At 71.6% G+C, this 22,110-nt stretch carries 24 protein-coding genes and 1 pseudogene; 17 read left to right on the top strand and 8 right to left on the bottom strand.

Going from position 1 to position 22,110, the window contains the following annotated elements; translation table 11 throughout:
* The first annotated feature begins 59 nt into the window (after positions 1-59).
* Both ACFYQQ_RS19580 and ACFYQQ_RS19575 read left to right on the top strand, forming a co-directional pair.
* Positions 60-1,535, top strand: coding sequence for an NAD(P)/FAD-dependent oxidoreductase (locus tag ACFYQQ_RS19580; RefSeq protein WP_355791972.1), 1,476 nt, complete (start codon positions 60-62; stop codon positions 1,533-1,535).
* Positions 1,536-1,970: 435 nt separating this feature from the next.
* A complete protein-coding gene (locus tag ACFYQQ_RS19575; protein ID WP_355791975.1) occupies positions 1,971-2,528 on the top strand; it encodes a CGNR zinc finger domain-containing protein in 558 nt (185 codons plus the stop codon).
* 55 nt (positions 2,529-2,583) lie between these two features.
* On the opposite strand, the gene ACFYQQ_RS19570 is transcribed toward ACFYQQ_RS19575, so the two are convergent.
* Positions 2,584-2,952 carry an SgcJ/EcaC family oxidoreductase gene (locus ACFYQQ_RS19570; RefSeq protein ID WP_355791978.1) on the bottom strand — a complete coding sequence of 123 codons (369 nt, stop codon included), beginning with the start codon at positions 2,950-2,952 and terminating at the stop codon, positions 2,584-2,586.
* A 262-nt stretch (positions 2,953-3,214) separates the two neighbouring features.
* Positions 3,215-4,138, bottom strand: coding sequence for a LysR family transcriptional regulator (locus tag ACFYQQ_RS19565; protein ID WP_356169856.1), 924 nt, complete (start codon positions 4,136-4,138; stop codon positions 3,215-3,217).
* A 426-nt stretch (positions 4,139-4,564) separates the two neighbouring features.
* Between ACFYQQ_RS19565 and ACFYQQ_RS19560 the strand changes: the two genes are divergently transcribed.
* The 3 genes from ACFYQQ_RS19560 to ACFYQQ_RS19550 all read left to right on the top strand — a co-directional run bounded on the left by ACFYQQ_RS19560 (position 4,565) and on the right by ACFYQQ_RS19550 (position 7,073).
* Positions 4,565-4,867 (top strand): muconolactone Delta-isomerase family protein, encoded by a 303-nt coding sequence (locus ACFYQQ_RS19560; RefSeq protein WP_355789221.1) that lies wholly within the window; start codon positions 4,565-4,567, stop codon positions 4,865-4,867.
* A 251-nt stretch (positions 4,868-5,118) separates the two neighbouring features.
* Positions 5,119-6,282 carry a YbfB/YjiJ family MFS transporter gene (locus ACFYQQ_RS19555; RefSeq protein WP_388904983.1) on the top strand — a complete coding sequence of 388 codons (1,164 nt, stop codon included), beginning with the start codon at positions 5,119-5,121 and terminating at the stop codon, positions 6,280-6,282.
* A gap of 326 nt (positions 6,283-6,608) precedes the next feature.
* On the top strand, positions 6,609-7,073 hold the full coding sequence (locus ACFYQQ_RS19550) for a MarR family transcriptional regulator (RefSeq protein WP_356169853.1): 465 nt from the start codon (positions 6,609-6,611) through the stop codon (positions 7,071-7,073).
* 128 nt (positions 7,074-7,201) lie between these two features.
* On the opposite strand, the gene ACFYQQ_RS19545 is transcribed toward ACFYQQ_RS19550, so the two are convergent.
* On the bottom strand, positions 7,202-7,453 hold the full coding sequence (locus ACFYQQ_RS19545; RefSeq protein WP_355793542.1) for a DUF5133 domain-containing protein: 252 nt from the start codon (positions 7,451-7,453) through the stop codon (positions 7,202-7,204).
* A gap of 757 nt (positions 7,454-8,210) precedes the next feature.
* Between ACFYQQ_RS19545 and ACFYQQ_RS19540 the strand changes: the two genes are divergently transcribed.
* Both ACFYQQ_RS19540 and ACFYQQ_RS19535 read left to right on the top strand, forming a co-directional pair.
* Positions 8,211-8,768 (top strand): DUF3291 domain-containing protein, encoded by a 558-nt coding sequence (locus ACFYQQ_RS19540; RefSeq protein WP_355793540.1) that lies wholly within the window; start codon positions 8,211-8,213, stop codon positions 8,766-8,768.
* 21 nt (positions 8,769-8,789) lie between these two features.
* Positions 8,790-9,320, top strand: a complete 531-nt coding sequence (locus ACFYQQ_RS19535) for a GNAT family N-acetyltransferase (RefSeq protein WP_355793538.1) — start codon at positions 8,790-8,792, stop codon at positions 9,318-9,320.
* 86 nt (positions 9,321-9,406) lie between these two features.
* Here the strand turns inward: ACFYQQ_RS19535 and ACFYQQ_RS19530 are convergent, their stop codons facing one another.
* The gene (locus tag ACFYQQ_RS19530) at positions 9,407-11,014 is read right to left on the bottom strand and encodes a cation acetate symporter (RefSeq protein ID WP_388904875.1); all 1,608 of its coding nucleotides are present in this window, start codon (positions 11,012-11,014) and stop codon (positions 9,407-9,409) included.
* A 396-nt stretch (positions 11,015-11,410) separates the two neighbouring features.
* Between ACFYQQ_RS19530 and ACFYQQ_RS19525 the strand changes: the two genes are divergently transcribed.
* Both ACFYQQ_RS19525 and ACFYQQ_RS19520 read left to right on the top strand, forming a co-directional pair.
* Complete coding sequence (locus ACFYQQ_RS19525; protein ID WP_356169844.1) at positions 11,411-11,740, top strand: antibiotic biosynthesis monooxygenase; 330 nt, start codon at positions 11,411-11,413, stop codon at positions 11,738-11,740.
* 219 nt (positions 11,741-11,959) lie between these two features.
* Positions 11,960-12,433 (top strand): carboxymuconolactone decarboxylase family protein, encoded by a 474-nt coding sequence (locus tag ACFYQQ_RS19520; protein ID WP_355794552.1) that lies wholly within the window; start codon positions 11,960-11,962, stop codon positions 12,431-12,433.
* 250 nt (positions 12,434-12,683) lie between these two features.
* Here the strand turns inward: ACFYQQ_RS19520 and ACFYQQ_RS19515 are convergent, their stop codons facing one another.
* Together ACFYQQ_RS19515 and ACFYQQ_RS19510 are read right to left on the bottom strand one after the other, a co-directional pair.
* Positions 12,684-13,034, bottom strand: coding sequence for a hypothetical protein (locus ACFYQQ_RS19515; protein WP_355794550.1), 351 nt, complete (start codon positions 13,032-13,034; stop codon positions 12,684-12,686).
* Positions 13,035-13,209: 175 nt separating this feature from the next.
* A complete protein-coding gene (locus tag ACFYQQ_RS19510; RefSeq protein WP_355794548.1) occupies positions 13,210-13,770 on the bottom strand; it encodes a hypothetical protein in 561 nt (186 codons plus the stop codon).
* Between the two features lie 282 nt (positions 13,771-14,052).
* On the opposite strand from ACFYQQ_RS19510, the gene ACFYQQ_RS19505 reads away from it, so the two are divergent.
* The 3 genes from ACFYQQ_RS19505 to ACFYQQ_RS19495 all read left to right on the top strand — a co-directional run bounded on the left by ACFYQQ_RS19505 (position 14,053) and on the right by ACFYQQ_RS19495 (position 15,570).
* Positions 14,053-14,478, top strand: a complete 426-nt coding sequence (locus ACFYQQ_RS19505; RefSeq protein ID WP_355793749.1) for a DUF6003 family protein — start codon at positions 14,053-14,055, stop codon at positions 14,476-14,478.
* Positions 14,479-14,566: 88 nt separating this feature from the next.
* Entirely contained in the window at positions 14,567-15,160 is a 594-nt protein-coding gene (locus ACFYQQ_RS19500) for a DinB family protein (protein WP_355793747.1), read from the top strand.
* A 236-nt stretch (positions 15,161-15,396) separates the two neighbouring features.
* The gene (locus ACFYQQ_RS19495) at positions 15,397-15,570 is read left to right on the top strand and encodes a hypothetical protein (RefSeq protein ID WP_355793745.1); all 174 of its coding nucleotides are present in this window, start codon (positions 15,397-15,399) and stop codon (positions 15,568-15,570) included.
* Between the two features lie 26 nt (positions 15,571-15,596).
* On the opposite strand, the gene ACFYQQ_RS19490 is transcribed toward ACFYQQ_RS19495, so the two are convergent.
* A complete protein-coding gene (locus tag ACFYQQ_RS19490; RefSeq protein WP_355793743.1) occupies positions 15,597-15,974 on the bottom strand; it encodes a hypothetical protein in 378 nt (125 codons plus the stop codon).
* A gap of 421 nt (positions 15,975-16,395) precedes the next feature.
* On the opposite strand from ACFYQQ_RS19490, the gene ACFYQQ_RS19485 reads away from it, so the two are divergent.
* Positions 16,396-17,517, top strand: coding sequence for a peptidoglycan bridge formation glycyltransferase FemA/FemB family protein (locus ACFYQQ_RS19485; protein ID WP_356169833.1), 1,122 nt, complete (start codon positions 16,396-16,398; stop codon positions 17,515-17,517).
* Between the two features lie 16 nt (positions 17,518-17,533).
* Here the strand turns inward: ACFYQQ_RS19485 and ACFYQQ_RS19480 are convergent.
* A pseudogene (locus tag ACFYQQ_RS19480) lies at positions 17,534-17,788 on the bottom strand (SAM-dependent methyltransferase); the annotation flags it as partial.
* A gap of 371 nt (positions 17,789-18,159) precedes the next feature.
* Here ACFYQQ_RS19480 and ACFYQQ_RS19475 point away from each other — a divergent pair.
* From ACFYQQ_RS19475 to ACFYQQ_RS19460, 4 genes are all read left to right on the top strand, one after another.
* Positions 18,160-18,492: a putative quinol monooxygenase gene (locus ACFYQQ_RS19475; protein ID WP_355790019.1), complete on the top strand. Its 333-nt coding sequence runs from the start codon at positions 18,160-18,162 to the stop codon at positions 18,490-18,492.
* A 252-nt stretch (positions 18,493-18,744) separates the two neighbouring features.
* Positions 18,745-20,214, top strand: coding sequence for a glycosyltransferase (locus ACFYQQ_RS19470; RefSeq protein ID WP_356169831.1), 1,470 nt, complete (start codon positions 18,745-18,747; stop codon positions 20,212-20,214).
* 102 nt (positions 20,215-20,316) lie between these two features.
* The gene (locus tag ACFYQQ_RS19465) at positions 20,317-21,342 is read left to right on the top strand and encodes a permease (protein ID WP_355791797.1); all 1,026 of its coding nucleotides are present in this window, start codon (positions 20,317-20,319) and stop codon (positions 21,340-21,342) included.
* Entirely contained in the window at positions 21,339-22,100 is a 762-nt protein-coding gene (locus ACFYQQ_RS19460) for a TIGR03943 family putative permease subunit (protein WP_355791800.1), read from the top strand. The genes ACFYQQ_RS19465 and ACFYQQ_RS19460 overlap by 4 nt, the downstream gene beginning before the upstream one ends.
* Positions 22,101-22,110: the final 10 nt, after the last annotated feature.

Genomic DNA, 22,110 nt, shown 5'->3' with positions numbered 1-22,110 from the left:
CGGTGCCGCGTCGGTGTGACAGGCCAGACCGGAGGTTCCGGCGACGAGGGAGAGCACGCATGGCCGCGACCGTGGATCCGGACCGCTCGGAATGGGATGTGATCGTTCTGGGGGGTGCCGCCGCCGGCGAGAACGCCGCACAGTACGCCGGTCAGTTCTCCGGACTGTCCGCGGTGCTCGTGGAGGACGAACTGCTCGGCGGCGAATGCTCCTACTGGGCCTGCATGCCCAGCAAAGCGCTCCTGCGGCCCGTCGAGGTCGTGGACTCCGCGGCCCATCTGCCGGGAGTCTCGGCCCTGTTGGACGCCGCCGAAGTCCTCGCCCAGCGTGACACCGTGATCAACGGCCTGGACGACGGTTCACAGATCTCCTGGGCCCTCTCCGCAGGCATCGACGTCGTTCGCGGCTATGGGCGGCTGGCGGGTGAGCGCACGGTCGTCGTCAGCCGCCCTGACGGTTCGACCAGGACGCTGACGGCCCGCCACGCCGTGGTCCTCGACACCGGTTCCCGTCCCGCCGTACCGGACATTCCCGGGCTGCGCGCGGCGTTGCCATGGACGTCACGTGACGTGACGACGATGCGCGAGGTGCCGCGACGCGTGGTCGTCCTGGGCGGTGGCGTGGTGGCCTGCGAGGCGGCCACGTGGCTGCGCGGCCTCGGCGCCGACGAGGTGTCGGTCGTGTACCGCGGCGACCGCCTCCTGCCCCGGCTGGAGCCCTTCGCGGGCGAACTGGTCGGCGAGGACCTGCGGGACAGCGGGGTACGGCTGTGCGCGGGGCGCAATCTCGCCGGCGTGGAGCGGACCGGTCCCAGCGACACCGGCCATGGGCGCGTCCACGGCGGGGAGATCCGCGCGACGCTGGACGACGGCACCGCCCTCGTCGCCGACGAGATCGTCGTGGCCACGGGCCGCGTCCCCAACTCCGAGGACATCGGCCTCGACACCGTCGGGCTGAGCCCCGGCGGATTCGTCGGCGTCGACGACCACCAGTGCGTGCGGGAGGCCGACGGCCACTGGCTGTACGCCATCGGCGACGTGTGCGGCCGGGCACTGCTGACGCACATGGGCAAGTACCAGGCCCGTATCGCGGGCGATGTGATCGCGGCGCGCGCACAGGGCTCCGCCGAACTGCCCTCCTCCGCCGCCGGGCACGTCGGACTGCCCCAAGTGGTGTTCACCCACCCGGAGGTGGGCAGCGCAGGGATGACCGAGCAGCAGGCGCGGGACGCCGGCATCGACGTTGAGGCCGTCGAGTACGACCTCGCCGCGCTCGCCGGTACGTACGTGATGCGCCCCGACTACCGCGGGCTCGCCAAACTGGTCATCGACCGTACGGACGACGTGGTGGTCGGAGCCACCTTCGTGGGAGCCGGGATCGCGGAACTCGTGCACTCGGCGACGACGGCGATCGTGGGGCGGATCCCGGTCTCCACCCTCTGGCACGTCGTCCCGAGCTATCCGACTGCCAGCGAGATCTGGCTCCGGCTCCTGGAAGCCCTGCGCGCCAAACGGCATACGGGCGAGGCGAGTTGAGCCGGCATCCCAGGAAGCCCTCTGCGACACCAGAACACCCGCACGCCCGCGTCACCGGCCCGATGACCGGGAGCACACAAAGAATCACACCCACACCGGTCACGCCACCACCTCGACAGGTGACACGACAGGGCCCCATAAGGCTCGTGGAACTCCTCTGCCCGCCTGGCACCCGACCTGGGCCTGTGACGACGGCGTCGCCGCTCACCCTCCCTCCCCCGCACGTCGACAACTCGACGCACTGACCCGGGAGTTGCCGTCGGCACGTCAAGTCCCATCACGGGCAGGGGGACGCGAGGACGTCGAAGGGCGCGGCACACACGTGCCGCGCCTGACCGGTTCGCCCCGGCCTACGCCGACTCATGGGCCGCGCGAATCCCGCCGGACCACCGGAGGCACTTGGCGGTTCCGGCAGTCACCTGTCAAAATAGTGATGTGAATCTAGACCACGTCTTCGTGTGCGGAAACCCGGCCCTCGACTTCGCCGCGACCCTCCGGGCGCGACGTTCGACGCGCTTCGAGATGTTCGCGGCGCCGGACAGACTGGACGCCTGGTACCTGGAGTCCGGGATCGTCGACGCCGTCTCCCCCAGCCAAGAGGCCGACGTGGAGCAGGCGAAGACCGTACGGGAGGCCGTCTACCACCTGGTCACCGACCGCCGCCTCGGCGAGGAGTACGCCAACGGGGCGCTGGCCGTGGTGAACGGCGCGGCGCGCAAGCCCTCCGCGGTGCCGCAGCTCACTCCCTCCGGGCGCTGGACGGCGGCCACCCCCGACGAGGCGCTGTCCACGATCGCCCGGCTCGCCATCGAGCTTCTCAACGGGCCCGACGTGCCTCTGCTCAAGGAGTGCGGCAACCCCGAGTGCACCCGCGTCTACATCGACCGCTCACGGGGCATGCGGCGCCAGTGGTGCGGCATGGAGTCCTGCGGCAACAAGTACAAGGCCGCCGCGTACCGCGCCCGCAAGAAGACCGCCGGCGCCGCTCACTGACAGCGACGGCGCACTCGACGGACACAGCCCCGGCCGGGGTGGGGCGAGGGGACCATCAGAGGCGCGAGACCTGGTAGTGCGCGATGGACCAGCCGTCGTCCGTGCGCTGCAGCAGCAGGCTCAGATTGACGTCGATCGTGGGCCGGTCGGTGAACGAGAAGTCCACGCGGACATAGCCGAGGATGACGCCGTCGGCGAGGCGCCTGGTCTCGAGCAGGCGGTAGTCGGCCTCCAGGCCCAGGGGCTGGGAGTCGTAATAGTCCGCGACCGCCTGGCGGCCGACACCGTAGGGGTGCAGACCCTGGAAGATGGCGTCCTCAGTGAACAGGGACGCGACCTGCTGCGGTTCATGCTGGTCGACGCCGGCCTTCCACTGGTCGATGACGCCGCGCAGGATCTCTTCCGTGTCCGTCGTGCTGTGCATCAGGGTTCTCCTGTCGTTTCGGAACCGTCGCCCGGGCGTCGCTCCCGTCTGCTTCGACGGATGCCTAGGCGACCGGTCTACTAATGGACTCTAAGGCGCTGCGGGAGAAGAGTCAAAGACCCACGGACTGCGACATGGAACCGGTTTCCTCCCGTGTGCGAGGCACCGCCTCTCAGCGACACGCCACTCAGGGCCTGCCGTTTGGATCAGGCCGGCCGGGACGAACCCTCTGTAACCGCCGACCTGATCCAAACGACAGACCCTAGCGCCGGTACGGGTCCCCGACGGGGAGCCAGGCGTCGGGACCGTGGAGGGCGGAGTCCTCCACGCCGTCGCACAGCGCGTCGACCACGGCCAGGACCTCGGCGCGGACGTCGCTGCGGCGCCACACCAACGACCACGTCCAGTAGACCTCAGGTGCGACGACTCGGCGACGCACCAGGTCCGGAGGCAGCGGCGCGGTCTGCCCCTTGGGCGAGTTGACGACCGGGCGGCGGCTGTCGCGGACGTGCTGGAAGAAGGCCGGCCCGGTGACTCCGTTGTCGGAGATGCGTAGCGGCCGGGCGCCGGTGTCCCGGGCGAGTTGTTCGGCATACGCGTTCCAGGACGACCACGAGGTGGTGTCGCCGTCCAGCAGGACCACGGTGTCCCTGGCGGCCACGTCACCGGAGTCGTCCCCGGAGGCGACGGCATGCAGCCGGTCGGCGCCGAGGAACCGGGCGTGCAGGCCGTGCTTGTCGAGGTCTTCGGTGCGCACCCAGCACACGGCGAGGTCGAGGCTGCCGTCGGCCACCCGGGCGGCCTGCGTGTGGGACGGCGCGACCCAGGCGTCGACGTGGAGCTGGGCGACCGCCGAGGTACGGGTGGTCAGGTCCGCCGGAAGCCAGCTGACGTATCCCAGACGTACCGGCTCGGACCCGGACAGCCCTCGCGCGCGCTGCTGAAGGGCGTCGGCCTGCTCCAGCAGGGCGCGGGTATGCGGGAGCAGGGCCGAACCGGCGGCGGTGAGCGAGACCGAGCGGCGGTCGCGGTCGAACAGGCGCACCCCGAGGTCGCGTTCGAGCACCTTGATCTGCTGGGACAGGGATGGTCCCGCGATCAGAAGCCGCTCGGCGGCCCGGCCGAAGTTCAGCTCCTCGGCGACCGCGACGAAGTATCGCAATTGACGCAGCTCCACGGCCGCCATGCTACGGCCGGTGAGAGGCTGCGCCTACCAGCAGCGAGGATGCCGGTCGTGGCGCCCGCCGGGCGGCGAGCGCACCATGAGGGAGTGGAAGCCGTCCGACGACGCCCGACCGCACGGCCCTCCCCCGGACACGGGGCACGGCCGCCGAACCGTGGCGCTCGTGGGGCGCGGTGTCACTCGAACCCGTGCCGGGCCGGTGGCCCCCGTGGTGACGGCCACCGAACGGTCCCACCACGCCGGCGGCTCGGGTGTCGGCCCCGTACTCCAGCCCGGGAACAACGGTCGGGCGTGCCGACGGCCGACAGCTGCGACACCTTCCCAGGCCCGGGCAATCCGTCGGCCGACCAGCCGGTTCCACGACGGAAGGCCACCACCAAGCACGGCGCACGGGTCCTGCCCGGACGCCTCACAGAGCGGAGCAGCACCATGCAGGAGTTCCTGGTCGAGATCACCACCACGGTGCCCGACGGCACGAGCCAGGAGGAGGTCGACCGGCGGCGTGCCGCCGAGGCCGTCCGCGCCCGCGAGCTCGCCTCCACCGGCCATCTCGGGCGGATCTGGCGCCCGGTGGGTGAACTGCGCAGCATCGGAATCTGGCGGGCCGACGACGAGGAAGAGCTGCACGAGAAAGTCCTGGGCACCCTGCCGCTGAGCCCCTGGATGAGCTTCGCCGTCACCCCGCTCGTGCCCCATCCGAACGACCCGGGCCGCACCGACGACAACCGGTGACGGCGCGCTGCCCGGTCCTCTCCCACGCCTTCGGGCGCCGTGGCGGCACCGGCGACAGCGCCCTCACAGTTCCGAAATGACCGTCAGTCCGCACCGCGGCGGCCCACCGAGGTCGCCGCGTGTCTCCGCATGCCCACAAGGACTTCGCCATGACCGTACGGCCTTCGCGCGCTCCCTCCGTTCGAGGAGCCGGATTGGCGTCCTCACCCTGGGGCCACGTCGCCCAGGCGGCCGCCGCCCTCGCCGCCGGAATGGGGGTCGGGCGGTTCGTGTACACGCCGATCCTGCCGCTGATGCACGTCCAGGCGGGCCTGTCGGCGGGGGACGGCGCACACCTGGCCACGGCCAACTATGTGGGCTACCTGGTGGGCGCGTTCGCGGGCATCCTCGCCCCCGCGCTGGTCCGCTCACCGGTCCTGCTCCGCGCGTCCCTGCTCGTACTCATCGCGACCCTTGTGGCGATGCCCCTCACCCACGCCACGGAAGTGTGGGTCGTGCTGCGTCTGCTGGCGGGAGTGGCCAGCGCACTGATCTTCGTGATCGCGGTCAGTTCCCTGCTCAGCCATCTGCGCGAGCATCCCGCCCACCTCCCCGGCTGGGCCTTCGGCGGGGTCGGTGCCGGCATCGCCCTGTCCGGGCTGCTCGTCCTCGCGCTGCGTTCCACCGCCGACTGGCGGGCCGCCTGGTGGGCTTCGGCGGTCCTCGCCGCCGTCCTCGCCGCCGGTGCGTGGAACCTGCGCCCCGAGTCCGCCCCCGCGAGCGTTCCCGAGGCCACCGGCGCGGTGGACCGGCCGGCTCCGCGCCCGCACCGGTGGTTCACCGCCCTGTTCGCCTCCTACACGCTCGAGGGCGTCGGCTACATCGTCGCCGGCACCTTCCTGGTCGCCGCGATCGAACAGGGCTCGCCGGGCCGGGCGGGCAGCGGGGCGTGGGTGCTGGTGGGCGTGGCGGCCGTACCGTCCTCGGCCCTGTGGTCCTGGCTCGGGCGGCGCTGGTCCCGGCCCGGCCTCCTGCTCGTCGCCCTCACCGTGCAGGCCGTCGGCATCGCCCTGCCCGCGCTGGTCGGCGGGGTGGCGCCCGCACTGGTCTCGGCGGTCCTGTTCGGCACGACCTTCATCGGCATCAGCACGCTCGCGCTCGCCACGGGCGCGCACCTGCAATTCCCGCGTTCCGTGGCGCTGTTGACCGCCGGGTACTCCGTCGGCCAGATCGCCGGACCCCTCGTCGTCGCACCACTGCTCCGCCACGGCTACCACCAGGCGCTGCTCGTGGCGGCCGCCGTGGTCCTGGTCGCCGCCGGAGCCGCCGCCGTGCTGCGCGTCGGCTTCCCGGGCCTCGGCGCGTCAGCACGGACCCCGGTCGTCGTACGTCGATCGACACCGGAGGCGCCCTCCGGGGACCGGACGGGCGCCTGAGGGACGTGCGTTTCGCGCTTCATGTGACGGATTCACCGACGGCCTACCCCGCAGGTGTGCAGCTGGGCCCCTGCGGGGCAGGCCGGCAATGGCAGGGCCCGCCCGGATGCGTGCCGCGGCCCTGCGTCGCGTGGCTCCCGCGCCCGCTCGACGCGGGAGACACGTTCATGACGGCTCCCCGGTCGGGCGGAGAAACGACGCCGATGTGGTCATGCCGGTGCTTGGGCCCGACCGCCCCGAGGCACGTGATCGGCCCGCCACAAGCATGCTTGCCCGGGCAAATAGAATCCCAGTTTGTTTGACTTGTCAAGGAGTACAGTGGGGGCATGCCGTCGCCCGCGTCTCAGGACCTCCGCCCGCAGCCCCTCAATCCGAAGGAGGAGGCACTCATGCGCGCGCTGGGGCGCGTCATGTTCGCCCTGCCCCGGCTGATCGACGCGGACATGGGCGGTGAGGGACAGTTGCCGCTGTCCGGGTACACCCCGCTGATGCACCTGTCCGAGGCTCCCGGACGGCGGATGCGCATGAGCGAACTGGCCTACGCCTGCGACGTCTCGCTCAGTGGCATGACCCGTGTGGTGACACGACTGGAGAAGCGGGGGCTGGTGCTGCGGGCCAAGTGCCATGAGGACGCGCGCGGCTGGAACGCCGTACTGACCGAGCCTGGTCTCGCCTGTCTGGAGGAGGCATGGCCGGCGCATTTGTTCAGCGTGCGGCGGCACGTCTTCGACCACTTGGAGGGTCACGACCTCGTAGGACTCGCCGCCGCGCTCAGGAAGATCGCGAACTGAGGAAACCCGTCACGGAACGGGGTGCGTTACGCAACGGCCGGACCAGGGACTGCTCCGCACGGGGACGCGCCAGCCGTCCGGGTCCCCCGAGGCGCCGCCGGACGACCGGGGCCTCGGAGGGGAAGGCGTCAGGCGGCCAGTGCCGCGCCGTCTCCGGCCGTCGAGAGGCGGGAGGCGCGCTGCTTCCGGACGTGCCGGTCGAGGATGTCGTCGGCCTTGGAGACCGCGTCGGCGATTGAACGCGCGCCGGTCAGCGCGCACAGGGCACGAGTCACGTCGTCCAGTTCCCGCTGCCACGCCGGGGTGCTCTTCTCCGCGAGAGCGATGCGCGCGCTCGCGTACCGGGCGAGCAGCGTCCTCACGTGGCGGGGATCCGGCATCGACACAGTGACACCCTTTCGGTGATCTGCCTGAGCTGTTGATGTGCGTCTGCCCCGGCTCACCGATCCCATGCCCCTCTCCTGTCCCCCGGTTCGACGAACGCCCCGATGGCACGCCTCCAGGGCCCGTCAAGCCGTGGACAGACGCAGGTTCCGGGGGCGACGGGTGCCCTCGCGCGCGGAGAGGTGAACGGGTCCCGCCCCGAGCGGATGGTGGGCGGGACCCGTTCACCTGCCATTCTCGGCGCGATGGGCGGCGCACGGCAGGGCGTGAGACCCGTCGGGGCCGACAGGGCGAAGGACCCGTGGGGTGAACGGCACACCTCCCGTGTGAAGTGCGCCGTGTCCGGCGGCCGGCACGCTGCTCGGTCTTGTGGCCGTAGGCAGTCTTCTTCAACCGCACGCGTTCGGCGACACTCGGGGCTGTCGGACGAGGGGTGTGGACGGGCAGGCCTGCCGAACCCATCGGAGGAAGGGGATCACCGGTACCCGCAGCCGGCCCCTCCGGTCACCTCCCCAAGACCTCGCGATGACCGGTTCCGGAGGCCACTTGGACAGGAAAAGCGCAACTTCGACAGGGCGCGCGGAGGCAGCTACCTTCACCTGGTCTTCAGCAATCGCCCACGGTGGCAGGGGAGTTCCCTCAGGCTGAGCCGCCCGCAACAGCAGGGTCGGTCACGCCCCATGAACCCTCGCGCCCCACGCGTAAGCCACCGAACCGGGTCCACTCCAGGCACCCCCGATCAGGGAGAGACGCATGCCCCCACTCGCGCTGTACACGTTCGGCGTCCTGAAGTCCCCTCTCGCCGATCCCGCACCTCTCACACGCGAGTTCTACGACATCGGCGAGGCCGTCTACGAGAAGATCAGTCAGCACCCCGGACACCTCGCGCATGCTCAAGCGGCGGACGGTGAGCGGGGCTCGCACTTCGAGACGGACTGGGGAGCCTGGGGAGAGTTCGTCGTGCCGACCTGGTACGACAAGGGCCGTACGGTGGAAACCACCGCCCTGGCCGCGACGCTCTCGCTCTGGACCGGCCTGCGCCCCGCCTTCGACGCCATCTACACCGGACAGCACCGCGAGGCGCTGAACAGGCGTTACGACTGGTTCGAGAGGAGGGGGCACCCGGGCTACGTGTTCTGGTGGGTCCCCGACGGCGTGACACCCACCTGGCAGGACGGGGTGACCAGGCTGGAGCACCTCCACTCCCACGGCTCCACGCCGCGCGCCTTCACCTTCCACGACTCGTTCGCCCCTGACGGAACTCCGGCCAGGAAGAGTGGTGTTGGACCGAACAGCGACCGGGTCAACTGAACTGGCCACTAAGCTCCCGCCGTGAACGACGGCACGCATGACCTGCGGATCAGACCGGGCGGCCCCGCCGACGCACCAGCGGTCCTGGACATGCTCGACGCGGCCGTGGCCTGGATGAACTCCCGTGGCAACACCGAGCAGTGGGGCACGACTCCGTATTCGCAGACGCCGGGGGGTGTCGCACGCGTCGAGCGGTACACGACGGAGAACGACCCGTGGATCGCCGAACTGGACGGGGTTGTCGTCGGCGCCCTGGTCCTGGACTCCGGACCCAGCCCGCAGATGCCGATCGCACCGGCCGGGGAACCCGAGAGGTACGTCCGACTCCTTGTCTCCGACCGTCGGTACGCCGGCCTGGGCGTCGGAGCGGCTCTGCTGGCCCATGCCGCCGACGAGACCCGGCGGGCCGGCGTGGACCTGCTGCGGGTCGACTGCTGGGCCGGGGGCGGGGGTCGACTGGTCGCGTATTACCGGCGCAACGGCTTCACTCCCACCGAGCGGTTCCTGTCCGGGGCGTGGCCGGGTCAGGTGCTGGCCAGACGGGTGGCCTGACCCGCATGCGCCCGGCCACCGTCCTGACCTGGCAGGAACCGCCCCGTTCGGATACCGGGGGGATGGGAGAGGTGACGGTCACGCTCTCATCTCCGGAAGGCCCCCGTCGTCCTCAGCGACATGGTCCGCGCGTCCCGCGCCGCCGGGTGGGCCCGGTCTCGCGCGCGGTTGCGGTCGCGGCCGATGAGACCGAGCAGGAAGCCCGCGGGGATGGTCACCAACCCCGGGGTCTGGAGCGGGAACCAGTGGAAGTCACGCTCGGGGAAGAGCGCGATGGGCGTGCCCGAGACGGCGGGTGAGCCCGCCATCAGCAGCAAGACCAGCGGCAGCGTCCCGTACACGGTCCACCGCGCCCCGGTGGCGGTGTGGCCGGGCAGGAAGAGCGCGTACAGCAGGACGGGAGCGAGCACCGAGGCCGCGACGGTGAACGACAGTGAGATCAGGGTCAGCCTGCCGCGGTCCTCGAGGAGCACCGCCAGGACGACGGCGACGAGGCCGACCAGGACGATGCCCACGCGGGCCCTGCGGATCTCGCCGCCGGGCGAGCGGGGCGCCGCCCGGTCCGCGGGCCGGCCGCCGAAGTCCCGGGCGAGACTGGTCGCGGCGGCCAGCGTGATGCCGGCGACGGCCGCGAGGGTGGTGACGAACACGGCACAGGCGACGATCGCGAACAGCATGCTGTGCCGGACTCCCCCGGCGGCGGGGTCGAGTACGCCGGTCACCATCAGCAGGGCGGTCGCCCCGCCCGGATCCGCGGCACGGATGGGATCGCGGCCGATCATGGCGCAGGCGCCCAGCCCGGCGATCACGACGCCCGCGCAGACCACGGCGACGGGTCCCACCGCCCAGCCGACCGCCCGACGGGCGGTCCGCGCGTCGCGCAGGGGGTGCAGCCGCATCGTGAGGTGCGGCAGACAGGCCGCGCCGATCAGGAGGGTGGCCTCGAAGCTGATCAGATCCAGGCGCCCGCCGAAGGAGTGACCGAAGTGCAGCCCGGGGAACGCGTAGTCGGAGCCCGCCCCCGACCGCTCGCGCGCGGCGTCGAAGAGGGCGGGCGGCGACCAACCGAACCGGGCGAGAACCAGTCCGGCGAGCAGCAGGACGGCGGTCAGGGTCACACCGACCTTGAGGATCTGCACGTAGCCGATGCCGCGCATACCGCCGAAGGCGGCGTAACAGACCATCAGGGCGCCACCGGCCACGGTGCACCCGGTGAGCGCGCCCTCCGGGAGGCCGAACATGGCCGCCATGATGTGCCCCGCGGTCGACAGCTGCACAAGCAGCAGCGGAGTCAGTACGACGAGGGTCGCGACGCCGAGAGCACGGCGTACGGAGAGGTCCTTGAGCCGGTCGGAGAGGAAGTCGCCCATCGTGAACACGCCCCGGCGGCGCAGGGGTTCGCCCAGGATCCGCATGACGAGGAAGAGCGAGACGACCGTGGCGCAGGCGAAGAGCACGCCGTCGGTCCCGTCCAGGGCGACGGAGCCGGTGGTACTGAGCAGGGTGGCCGCCGAGATGTAGTCACCGGCGATCGCGAGCCCGCTGCCGACCGGTCCGAAGGCGGCACTGCCGCCCGCGTAGAAGTGCTCGGGGTCGTCGAGGTCGGCCGCGGCCAGCCCGCACAGCAGCAGCGACACCGCGACGAAGGCGAGGAAGACCATGGCGGCGAGCGACTGTCCGTCGCCGGTACTCACGGGCGGCGCTCCGGTGCCGTCGTCGCGTGCGGGTCTGTCGGCGCGCCCGGGCCCGACGTTGCAGGGGAAGCAGGAAGCATGCCGGTCATGGCACCAGCGCCCGGGTGCCTCGTACAGGGGTTGTGGCGGGTGAGAGGCCTGTGCACAGTGCGGGCCGGGTCGCGTTGTGCCGGGGCACAGGGGCGCCGCGGGCCGACCGGGACGAGGGCTGCGGTGGGCGGCCCCGGCTGCGGTCCGGCCGTGGCTTCGGCGGTGTCGCCACCTGGAGGAGCCTCCGCGGCGGGGCTTTACGGGGCCGTCGGACACGCAGCCCGGCCCGGTCCGGTGACGCGTTCCTCGGTCGCACACGCCCGAGGCGCTGCTCGCGCGCCCCACGACGTGCGGCAGGATGGAGCCATGAGCGTAGTCAAGATCAACGTACTGTCCGTCCCCGCCGAGCAGCGCGAGACCCTGGAGAAGCGCTTCGCCTCCCGGGCCCACGCCGTGGAGAACTCGGACGGGTTCGAGTGGTTCGAACTCCTCCGCCCCGTCGAGGGCACCGACAGCTACCTCGTGTACACCCGGTGGCGGGACGAGGAGTCCTTCCAGGCCTGGATGGAGGGCCCCATGAAGGCCGCTCACCAGGGTGGCGACGCGGGCGGCGGCGAGCGCCCGAAGCCCGCGGCCAGTGGCTCCACCCTGTGGTCGTTCGACGTCGTACAGCAGGCGGCTCCGAAGGGCGCCTAGGCACCTCTTTCCCGGCCGCGTGAGCGGCGGGGCGGCGGGAGGCGCGGGCGGCGCCCGGGGTGTCGGAACCCGGGCGCCGCCCGCGTTCCGTCGCGTGCCGGCCGACCGTCGGGGAGGGGCCGCGGTCGTGGTGACCCAGCTCACATCCATCCCGTGTCACGTCCTGTCGAGTCCGATCCGTCAATGCGGTGTAACCCGACAACGGCACTGGAGTTCAAAGTGGACGCTCGCCTGAACCTCTTCGGCAACTCGGTCGCGACCAAGGTCCTGCGGCACATCAACTCGGCAGGCAAGGTCATCTCGGACTCGACGCTCCCCGCCGAGACGCAGGAGCTGGTGAAGATCCGTGCCAGCCAGATCAACGGCTGCGGCTTCTGCACGGACATGCACACCAAGGACGCCATCCACGCGGGCGAGACCCAGCTGCGCCTCAACCTGATCGCCGCCTGCCGGGAGGCGACGGTGTTCACCGACGCCGAGCGCGCCGCCCTGGAGCTGACGGAGCAGGGCACCCGGATCGCCGACGCGGCCGGTGGCGTGAGCGACGAGGCCTGGGCGGCCGCCGCCAAGCACTACGACGAGGACCAGCTCGCCGCCCTGATCTCCCTGATCGCTCTGATCAACGCCTACAACCGCGTCAACGTCATCGTGCGGCAGCCGGCCGGCGACTACCAGCCGGGCATGTTCGGATGACGACCGCCGGCGCGCCGTCACCGATCGTGCGGTGACGGCGACGCCGCCGGTGTCCGACCGAGGCGCCGCAGCCGAACACCGTTGCAAGGAAGGTCATTTGAGCCCGCAGCTCACCGAACGCCCTCGCCGCGCTGCTCCTCGCGGGGCTGACGACAGCCTCACGGGCCGGTCACCCTCCACGTCGGCGACGACGACATCATGGGTGGCCGGCCGTGCTCGGCGACTTGCGTGCGGCCGAGCGGCCCGACGTCTACCGGAACTCGTGGACCACTTCGATCTCACCGACGATGTGGTCGTTGAACGCGTCGAGTTCCTCGGCCGGCACCCACAGTTCGAGGATCGTGCGTCCGCCCGCCTGCTGCACGGGATACCGGGCGAGGAACCGGGTGTCGACCTCGAAGCGCGTGACGAACCCGGCGCCGTCGTGCTTCACGTTCCAGTCCCTCGCGATGCGGACCGCGTAGTCCTCGTTGAGGACCGGATAGAAGATCGGCTGCTCGGGCAGTCGCGGCGGCCAGGCACGCCAGTTCAGCTCACGGACCAGGTCCAGCTCCGCGGGGCCCGTCGGCCGCCAGAGCGTCGTCGTCCGCCCGCCGGTCATGCGCGTCCCTTTCCACACGTCGAAGACCGCCGGAACCGCCGGTCAGGCAAGGGACGTTACCCGTGACGGCATTCGCATGGCGACAGTGTTTCCCGCCCACCGGCCACGCCCGCACGGCACCGTGGGAGCACGGCGGATCCGTGACGGGCGTGGTCGCGGTGCTGAGCGGACCGGGTCACCAGGTGTGGGCGACGTCCACCACGATCCGATCGGCCAATTGCGTCACGCGGAACGGCAGCCGGGCCCGCACGCCGAGGCCGATCTGCGTGTCGCCCTCGAAACTGCCGGCGAAACGCGTGTCCCTGAACGTCTTGTAGCCGGTGACGTCGACGCCGGGGAGCGGCTGTGCCACCTTCCCGGGATACGTCGGCGAGCCGGTCTCCGGGTCGTAGCTCGGCGCGCCCGCGCGTACCTCGATCACGGCGCCACCGGCGACGGGGATGTACTGGCCCGAGCCGTCCTGGTAGAGGCGGTCCACGTACTGGACGTGGTAGCCGAGGCCCGAGGTGCCCCCGCCGGGGATGTCGAGGACCATCCGGTCGTAGCAGTCGTGCCGTCCCGTCCTGACGCCCACCAGCGATGCCGAGGTCGTCGCCGTGGCGCTCTTCGGGCCGCTTCCCCAGGCCGTCGCACACGCCGTCGCCTGCGTCGAGGCCGCCGCGGCCGGAACGGCCGTCGCCCCCAGTCCCCCGGCCGCCAGCACGAGCGCCAGCACTGCCACTCCGCTCCTGCGCATGACATCCCCCTGTCTGTTCGGTGCCGCCCCGCCCCGTGCGGGCAGCTACCGGTTGAGACAGTCCGACGGCGCGGAAGGTTGTACCCGCGCCGCGCTCGGCCCGGCCACCTCCCGCTTTTCCTCCGGCCGAGGCGTCCCGGACGGGAACAGCGGTCCGGACGGGGGCATCGGAATCGCTTCTGCGTGCGCACGCGTGAACACCGCCCGTCCGGTCGCCATGCCACGGCCGCGACGGGGTAGAAAGCCGCCATCAGCACAACCACCCCCCGTGAGGAACCGACAATGACTGACGACGCCTACCTCGTCCTGCTGGACGGCACCGCCGCGAACCTGGGGGTCCCCCCGTCGGCCGTGGGAGAACTGGCGTGCATGGACACCCCCGCCGTCCAGGCGTGGCTCGGCGCCCAGGGCATCACGACGGCGTCCCCGCGGCTGCGCCTCCTGCCCCCGGAGGAGACCTCGGCGGTGCCCGAGGAAGCGGAGCGTCTGCCCGTGCCCCTCAGCGACGATGAGCTGAGCCGTGTGCGGAACGGCTCGGCGCCGCAGGACATCGCCCGGCTGGAGAAGGAACTGCTGGCCTATCGCTCCTGCGCCGACGGTCGCGACGCACTGCTCACGCGTGCTCTCGCGGCGGGCGTCCCGGCCCACCGCATCGCGGAACTCACCGGCGAGGACCTCACGGCGGTGAAGGCGGCCGGCAGCCGCTAGCAGGAGGACGGGCCAGCCCCGGGCCCTCACGGTCGCGGGCCACCGCGAAATGAGTGGACGGAGATCACGTCGTGGGCAGACTTGCCGCATGACCGCATCGGATCCCAAGGACGACCTCCACTTCTACCTGCAGTCGGCCCGCGACGCCTTGCTGTGGAAGCTGGAAGGGCTGTCGGAGTACGACATACGGCGCCCCCTGACGCCGACCGGCACGAACCTCCTCGGTCTGGTCAAACACGCGGCGAGCGTCGAACTGGGCTATCTGGGCGACACCTTCGGACGGCCGTCCGGTGAGCCGCTCCCCTGGCTCGACGACGGCGCCGAGCCCAACGCCGACATGTGGGTCCCCGCCGACGAGTCGCGGAAACAGATCGTGGAGCTCTACCGACGGGCCTGGGCCCACGCGGACGCGACGATCGACGCCCTGCCACTGGAAACGGTCGGCCGGGTCCCGTGGTGGCCGACCGGCAGGGACGAGGTGACGCTGCACCATGCCGTGGTGCGGGTGATCTCCGATACGCACCGCCACGCCGGGCACGCCGACATCCTCCGGGAGCTCATGGACGGCGCCGTGGGCATGAACGAAGGCAACACCAGCATGCCGACGGACGATTCGGCGTGGTGGGCGGACTACCGGGACCGGCTGGAGCGCGCGGCCAGGGACGCGGACTCCGCGGGGTGATCCCTTGACCGCGGGTGACTGCGCGGCGGGCGCACCGCTCCCGGCGGGACTCAGTGTCCCGTTCGGCGAGACCCGTCGAGTGCTTCGGGCTCGGCGGGCCTCCGGCCGAGCAGATGTTCCCTGCCCCAGGCGCCGAGCGGGACCAACGCCGTGTTCAGGGAGACGCCGAGGGGGGCAAGGCGTACGTGACTTGCCGTACCGCGACGGCGACTACACGAAGGGCGTCACGTCTCGCCATGATGACGGCGGGCAACGCGACACTCCTGGCCACCGCGAAGGACCAGTCCGTCGACCCGGGACTCCTCACCCCGTACATGGAGCTGATGCGCCACCGGGGCCACGGCGAGGAGGGACTGGCGGGGGCGGTGTCGCTGCTCGGGAGCGGTCAGGAGCCGTCCGATGGTGAGTGATAGCCGGTGGGCAGGCCGCGTCCCGGTCAAAGAGGTGTCCCCGTCGGCGAGTTCGAGGAGGTCTCCGGTCGTGAGCGCTCGGCCGGGGACCAGGAGAGCTCCCACGGTCTGTCCTCGACCTGGCCCCGCCACAGGAGCACTCGCCGCTTCCTCTCAAAGCGGGCGGCGACGCAGCCGCGGAACAGACAGTCCAGCGCCATCGACATCGGGGTCAGTGACAGCCACGGATTCCAGGCCAGTCCCATGGCCAGCGCCGGAACCACCGGGACGGCGACCAGACTCCCCCGCACGGGCACGTGGCGCGTCGTGTGGTCCGCCGGCAGGACTTCGGGATTTTCCAGCGGCAACGCATGCTCGAAATCGCGATTCTCCGTCAGCCGTACGAGCGTGAACAGCAGCGGCAACGTTGACATCGTGATGAGGGTGACCGCACCGGCCGAGTCACTCGGGACGGACGGCGCTCCGCGAACGGCGAGGCACACCGGAACCGCCACTGCGCAGGCGGCGAACCCCGCCAGCCGCGACCCAGCGGGTTCTCGACGGCCGGGTCCGACGGTTCGGTGTGGCCGCTGCCGGGGACCTCTTCGACGCCGCCGACTTTCCGCGCGCGCTCGACCCCGAGCACCTCACCTTCACCGGACCCGACGAGCGACCAGGCTGAGCAACCGTCAAAGACTCCGCCGGGTACGTGATGCGGCCGACCGAGTGAGAGGCGGTGCGCCGGTCGGTGCCTGTGGCCGACCCGTTCGCGGCGTCGCTCGTGTGAAGCGCGGGAACCGGCCCCCTGGCTCGTACGCTGACGCTTCGAGCAAAGGAGCACGGCGCATGAGTCATCACCTGAAGGCGATCGACCGCGAGGAACACCTGGCCTTCGTCACGGCTCGGCCCTCGGTGAGCCACATGCAGGTCCCGTCCTGGGGGGACGTGAAGCCGGACTGGCGGGCGGAGAGCCTCGGCTGGTTCTCCGAGGACGGCACCCTCGTCGGCGCGGGCCTCGTACTGCTACGGCCGCTGCCGAAGCTGAAGCGGTACTTCGCGTATCTCCCCGAGGGGCCGGTCATCGACTGGGCCTCGGGCGACCTCGGGGCGTGGTTGGAGCCCATGCTCGCGCACCTCAGAAGGCGCGGCGCCTTCTCGGTGCGGATGGGCCCGCCCGTGGTGACCCGGCGCTGGAGCGCCGACGCGCTCAAGGCCGCGATCGCCGACCCGGGCGCCAGGCGTCTGGGTGACGTGGAAGCCACCGTGCACGAGCCGGGGGCCCGCGACGTCGCCGATCAGCTTCACCGGTTGGGCTGGCGGCGGACGGCGGCGGGCGAGGAGGACGGGTTCGCCGTCGGCCAGCCGCGTCACGTGTTCCAGGTCCCCTTCTCCGGACGGTCCCTGGAGGAGGTCCAGCAAGGCTTCAACCAGCAGTGGCGCCGCAACATCAAGAAGGCCGAGAACGCCGGTGTGAAGGTCGTCCAGGGCACGTACGAGGATCTGCCGGTCTTCTACGCCCTGTACACCGAGACCGCCGAGCGGGACCGCTTCATCCCGCGCCCGCTGCCGTACTTCCAGCGGATGTGGACCGCGCTGCGGGCCGAGCACCCGGACCGGATGCGTCTCTACCTCGCCCACCACGACGGCGAAGTCCTGGCGGCCGCAACCATGCTGACGGTCGGTCAGCACGTCTGGTACTCGTACGGTGCCTCGACCGGTCGCAAGCGCGAAGTCCAGCCGAACAACGCCATCCAGTGGCGCATGATGTCCGACGCCCACGAACTCGGCGCGGCCGTCTACGACTTCCGCGGCATCACGGACACCCTGGACGAGGGAAACCACCTGCTGGGACTGCTCCGGTTCAAGGCCGGTTCCGGCGGCGAGGCCGTCGAGTACCTCGGCGAGTGGGACCATCCGCTCAACAAGGTCCTGCACAAGGCCTTCCACCTCTACATGTCCCGGCGCTGAGACCGGGGCACCTCCAGGAGTCGATGCCGGTGACGCCCGCTCCGCGGTCCCGCAGCGACGCGGACAGGGGGCCCGAGCCGCGCCCGGCGTCCAGGACGCGGCGGCCGGACACGTCTCCGGCGAGGTCCAGCATCGCGGGCCGCTCGTAGTACGCGTTCACGAGACTGTTCTCGGTCTCCGCCGCGTACGCCTCGGCCATGCCGGCGTATTCGTTCACGGGCGGGTCCACGGGCCGGGCGGGACTCCCGCTCACCTCGGTTGCGCGCTCCATCGCCGCAGCCTGGTAGGTGCATGATCCACCGAACAGCCCTATGTCCCGAGGTCCGGGCTGCCGCGCCCGCCCGCCGAACTGCACGGGTGCACACTCCCGCGTCCGGACACGATGAAGGCCGCGCCGCCGGTGATGGGGGGACAGGACCGATGCGGCGCGGCCGTACTCACCGGGTGCCCGGGTCCTCGGGCCCTACACCTGTGCGGCGAACAAAAAGTTTGGCTCCCGCTTCCTCTCGCGGCCCTCGTTCGCGCGAAGTCCGCCAGGCGTCGGCGGCACCGCCGCGAGAGGTCCTCCCGTCCGGCGTACGCTCCCAAAGCGTCCGTTCCGGCGGCGCGCCCACGATCCGGCACGACAGCCAGGGAGTCCTCATGATCTTCATCACCGCCCGGTTCAGCGTCCGGCCCGAGTACGCGGACCAGTGGCCGCAGATCGCCGGTGACTTCACCGCCGCCACCCGCGCGGAACCCGGCTGCCTGTTCTTCGACTGGTCCAGGAGCGTCGAGGAGCCCACCGAGTACGTCCTGGTCGAGGGGTTCCGTGACGACGAGGCCGGAGCCGCGCACGTGCAGTCCGCCCACTTCAAGGCAGCCCAGCAGGTGCTGCCGCGCCATCTGACGGCGACCCCCCGCATCCTCAACATGACGATTCCCCAGGACGACTGGTCCCTGCTCGGCGAGATGGCCGTCGACGGGGAGTCCTGACGGGCCACTGCGGGCGGCGCGGCCACGTCCGCCGGCCGCCTCGGAACCCTTCCAGGACGGCACCCTCCGTACCGCTCACCTCACCCCATGCGACATAAGGGGCGAAACTCGCGAAACGGTGGAAAGTATAGTTTTGAAAGGGTTTCACGGATCACACCGGAGAGACGAGCCGGTGAGGGCCGTCAGGAGGCGGTCACGATCCGGATCGGTTCCGCACGAACGGCAACCCTGGCCCCGAGCGGACGGACTGCCATGGCACAGCTTCTCTTCTCCCCGCACACGACCGCAGAGGAAGCGCTCCTGCCGGAGGTGGACCTCACCCCCGCCGATCCCTGGCTGCTCGGGGACACGATCGGCTCCGAGCGAGCGGCCGGCCTGGACGCCGCGATCAGCGGCCTGCGGGCGGCACTCGGGGCCCGCCGGGTCGTCGACGTGAACTCGACACCGGCCGGGGGCGGGGTCGCCGAGATGCTCTACCGGATCCTGCGCTACACCCGCGGCGCCGGCGTCGACGCGCGGTGGTTCACGATCGAGGCCGACCCGGCGTTCTTCGCCCTCACCAAGCGGCTCCACCACCTCCTGCACGGCCAGGACGCCGCCGGTCCCTCCCTCGACGCGCACACCGCCGCCCACTACGCGGCGGTCGGGGAGGCCAACGCGCGGGCACTGCTGCGGTCCGTGCGGCCGGGAGACCTGGTGACGCTGCACGACCCGCAGACGGCGGGCCTGGCGCCCGCGCTGCACCGGGCGGGAGTGCGGGTGGTGTGGCGCTCGCACATCGGCACCGACGCCCACGACGAGTCCACCGACCGGGCGTGGGCGTTCCTGCGTCCCTTTCTAGAGACGGTCGACGCGTTCGTCTTCTCGCGCACCCAGTACGTCCCCACCTGGCTCACGGAGCGGCACGTCGCCGTGATCCAGCCGTCGATCGACCCCCTGTCGGCGAAGAACCGGCCGCTGGACGACGACGCCGCCGCCGCGATCGTGCGCCGGATGGGCCTGCGTGCCGGTCGCCGCCCCCGCGAGCGGGCGCTGTACCGGCGCGGGGACGGGAGCGTCGGTGTCGTGCACCGCGAGCCTGTCAGCCTGCACAGCCTCGCGCCTCCCCCGGCCGAGGCCCCGCTGATCCTGCAGATCTCGCGGTGGGACCCGCTCAAGGACATGGCCGGGGTGATGTCCTCCTTCGCCGCGGACACCACCTCGCTCGACGGGGCGCACCTCGCCCTCGTGGGACCCGACGTCACCGGTGTCACCGACGATCCCGAGGGCAGCCGGGTGTTCGCCGGGTGCGTCGAGCTGTGGCACCGTCTGCCGCCGCGCAGCCGCGCCCGTATCCACCTCGCCTGCCTGCCCATGGCCGACGCAGAGGAGAACGCGGTGATGGTCAGCGCCCTCCAGCGTCAGGCCACCGTCATCGCGCAGAAGAGCCTGGCTGAGGGATTCGGTCTGACGGTGACCGAGGCCATGTGGAAGAGCCGGCCGGTCGTGGCGAGTGCCGTCGGCGGCATCCGCGACCAGATTCAGCACGGTGTGCACGGCCTTCTCCTGGAGGACCCGCACGACCGGGCGGCCTTTGCCGCGGAGGCCGGTGGGCTGCTCCGGGACGACGGCCTGGCCGCCTCGCTCGGCGCCGGGGCCCGGAGCCGAGCGCTCGAACAGTTCCTGGACGACCGCCAACTGTGCCAGCAGTCCGCCCTCTACCAGGTTCTCGCCGCCGCCTGAGACCGCGCGCTCGGGTGTGCCGGTGGCCACCCGGAGGGACCGTGACGGCCGGTTTCCGGCACCGGCTATGTTCGCTCTGGACATCGGACAGGCGGAGCGGACATGCAGACGACAGACGTACCGGCCGGCGGGGTCGAGCCGGCCGTCGCGGTGGCGGACGAGGCCCCGCCGCGCCGCTTGCCCCGGTTCTGGCTGCTCGAACTCCTCGGAGCGATCCTGCTGCCGCCCGCGCTGGCCTACGTCGCCGTGCGGTGGAACGAGCCGGCCGTACAGGCCTGGCGGACCGTGTGCATCGCGATCACGATGCAGGCGCTGCCGTTCCTGCTCCTCGGCACGGCACTGTCCGGCGCCATCAACGCCTTCGTGCCCGCGCGCGTGTTCGGCCGGCTGCTGCCCCGGCGGCCCGCTCTCGCCGTACCCGTCGCCGGGGTCGCCGGAGTCGTCCTGCCGGGCTGCGAGTGCGCGTCCGTGCCCGTCGCGAACAGTCTGATCGGCCGGGGTGTCACCCCGGCCGCCGCCTTCGCGTTCCTGCTGTCGGCGCCGGCCGTCAATCCCGTGGTGCTGACCGCGACCGCCGTCGCCTTCCCCGGCAGTCCGGGCATGGTGCTGGCGCGGCTGCTGGCCTCGCTCGCCACCGCCGCGGCGATGGGGTGGCTGTGGCTCTGGTTGGGCCGCGAGGAGTGGCTCAAGCCCACGGTCCGTCATACCGGGCACGTGCCGGGAGGCAGCCGCTGGAGGGAGTTCCGGCGCGGTTTCCAGCACGACTTCCTGCACGCGGGCGGGTTCCTGGTCCTGGGCGCGATGGCCGCCGCCACCTTCAACGTGGCGGTTCCACGCTCCGTCCTCGACACGTTCTCCGGCTCGCCGTGGCTCTCGGTGCTGTTCCTGGCCGCGCTCGCCATCGTGCTCGCGGTCTGCTCCGAAGCGGACGCGTTCCTGGCGGCGTCCCTCACCGGCTTCTCGCCGCTCGCCCGGCTGACGTTCATGGTCGTGGGGCCGATGGTCGACCTGAAGCTGATCGCTCTTCAGGCAGGCACCTTCGGACGTGCCTTCGCGATCCGCTTCTCCGCCGCGACCGCGGTCGTCGCGGTCGTGTGCAGCGCTCTGATCGGAGGAGTACTGCTGTGAAACGACCGCTCCAGGTCCTGCTGCTCGTCCTGAGCGGGCTCGGTCTGCTGCACGCCTCGCTCTTCACCGACCTGTGTCTGCGGTACGTGAAGCCGGGGATGCGTCCGATCCTGATCGCCTCGGGCGTGCTGCTGCTCCTGCTCGGAGTGGCGGAGGCGTGGTCGCGGCGCGGTCCCGCGGCAGACGACGGGCACGGCCCAGAGGGCGACCGGGACGGGGGCGGGGGCCATGGTCACGACCACTCCTCGGTGCCGCGTGTGGCCTGGCTGCTGTTCTTCCCCGCGCTGAGTCTGCTGTTCCTCGCCCCGCCCGCGCTCGGCGCGTACACGGCCTCGCGTCAGCCGCCCAAGGCCGTCGCCGAGCAACGGGAGTTCGACCCGCTGCCCGCGACGTCACCGGTCCCGATGACCCTCACCGACTTCACCAGCCGCGTACGTCAGGACCGCGAGCGGGCCGTCGAGGGCCGCACCGTCCGGCTGACGGGCTTCGTCACGCCGGACGGGCGGGGCGACGGCTGGAACCTGACCCGGATCATCATCTCGTGCTGCGCCGCGGACGCGCAGTCCGTGCAGGTGCGGGTCCACGGGGCCGCGCCGCTGCCTGCCAACACCTGGGTGACCGTCACGGGCACCTGGCACCCCGCCGGGACCCTGGGCACCGAGTCCGCCGCGATCGCCCTCGACGCCCGGACGGTGAAGAAGGTGGCCAAACCGATGAACGCGTACAAGGACGCCTTGCCGCTCACCCTCTCCCGCTGACCGCCCCGGC

The sequence above is a fragment of the Streptomyces sp. NPDC005496 genome (assembly GCF_042872045.1).
In the GTDB taxonomy this organism is placed as follows: domain Bacteria; phylum Actinomycetota; class Actinomycetes; order Streptomycetales; family Streptomycetaceae; genus Streptomyces.
Note: the sequence above shows the minus strand (reverse complement) of the source record. Positions and strands in the feature narration are given on the sequence as shown.

Bases quoted from the DNA above. Each gene is read 5' to 3' on its own strand.
- ACFYQQ_RS19580 (WP_355791972.1), top strand. From the start codon at position 60: ATGGCCGCGACCGTGGATCCGGACCGCTCGGAATGGGATGTGATCGTT.
- ACFYQQ_RS19570 (WP_355791978.1), bottom strand. From the start codon at position 2,952: ATGCACAGCACGACGGACACGGAAGAGATCCTGCGCGGCGTCATCGAC.
- ACFYQQ_RS19565 (WP_356169856.1), bottom strand. From the start codon at position 4,138: ATGGCGGCCGTGGAGCTGCGTCAATTGCGATACTTCGTCGCGGTCGCC.
- ACFYQQ_RS19560 (WP_355789221.1), top strand. From the start codon at position 4,565: ATGCAGGAGTTCCTGGTCGAGATCACCACCACGGTGCCCGACGGCACG.
- ACFYQQ_RS19555 (WP_388904983.1), top strand. From the start codon at position 5,119: ATGGGGGTCGGGCGGTTCGTGTACACGCCGATCCTGCCGCTGATGCAC.
- ACFYQQ_RS19550 (WP_356169853.1), top strand. From the start codon at position 6,609: ATGCCGTCGCCCGCGTCTCAGGACCTCCGCCCGCAGCCCCTCAATCCG.
- ACFYQQ_RS19545 (WP_355793542.1), bottom strand. From the start codon at position 7,453: ATGCCGGATCCCCGCCACGTGAGGACGCTGCTCGCCCGGTACGCGAGC.
- ACFYQQ_RS19540 (WP_355793540.1), top strand. From the start codon at position 8,211: ATGCCCCCACTCGCGCTGTACACGTTCGGCGTCCTGAAGTCCCCTCTC.
- ACFYQQ_RS19525 (WP_356169844.1), top strand. From the start codon at position 11,411: ATGAGCGTAGTCAAGATCAACGTACTGTCCGTCCCCGCCGAGCAGCGC.
- ACFYQQ_RS19515 (WP_355794550.1), bottom strand. From the start codon at position 13,034: ATGACCGGCGGGCGGACGACGACGCTCTGGCGGCCGACGGGCCCCGCG.
- ACFYQQ_RS19510 (WP_355794548.1), bottom strand. From the start codon at position 13,770: ATGCGCAGGAGCGGAGTGGCAGTGCTGGCGCTCGTGCTGGCGGCCGGG.
- ACFYQQ_RS19505 (WP_355793749.1), top strand. From the start codon at position 14,053: ATGACTGACGACGCCTACCTCGTCCTGCTGGACGGCACCGCCGCGAAC.
- ACFYQQ_RS19500 (WP_355793747.1), top strand. From the start codon at position 14,567: ATGACCGCATCGGATCCCAAGGACGACCTCCACTTCTACCTGCAGTCG.
- ACFYQQ_RS19495 (WP_355793745.1), top strand. From the start codon at position 15,397: ATGATGACGGCGGGCAACGCGACACTCCTGGCCACCGCGAAGGACCAG.
- ACFYQQ_RS19485 (WP_356169833.1), top strand. From the start codon at position 16,396: ATGAGTCATCACCTGAAGGCGATCGACCGCGAGGAACACCTGGCCTTC.
- ACFYQQ_RS19475 (WP_355790019.1), top strand. From the start codon at position 18,160: ATGATCTTCATCACCGCCCGGTTCAGCGTCCGGCCCGAGTACGCGGAC.
- ACFYQQ_RS19470 (WP_356169831.1), top strand. From the start codon at position 18,745: ATGGCACAGCTTCTCTTCTCCCCGCACACGACCGCAGAGGAAGCGCTC.
- ACFYQQ_RS19465 (WP_355791797.1), top strand. From the start codon at position 20,317: ATGCAGACGACAGACGTACCGGCCGGCGGGGTCGAGCCGGCCGTCGCG.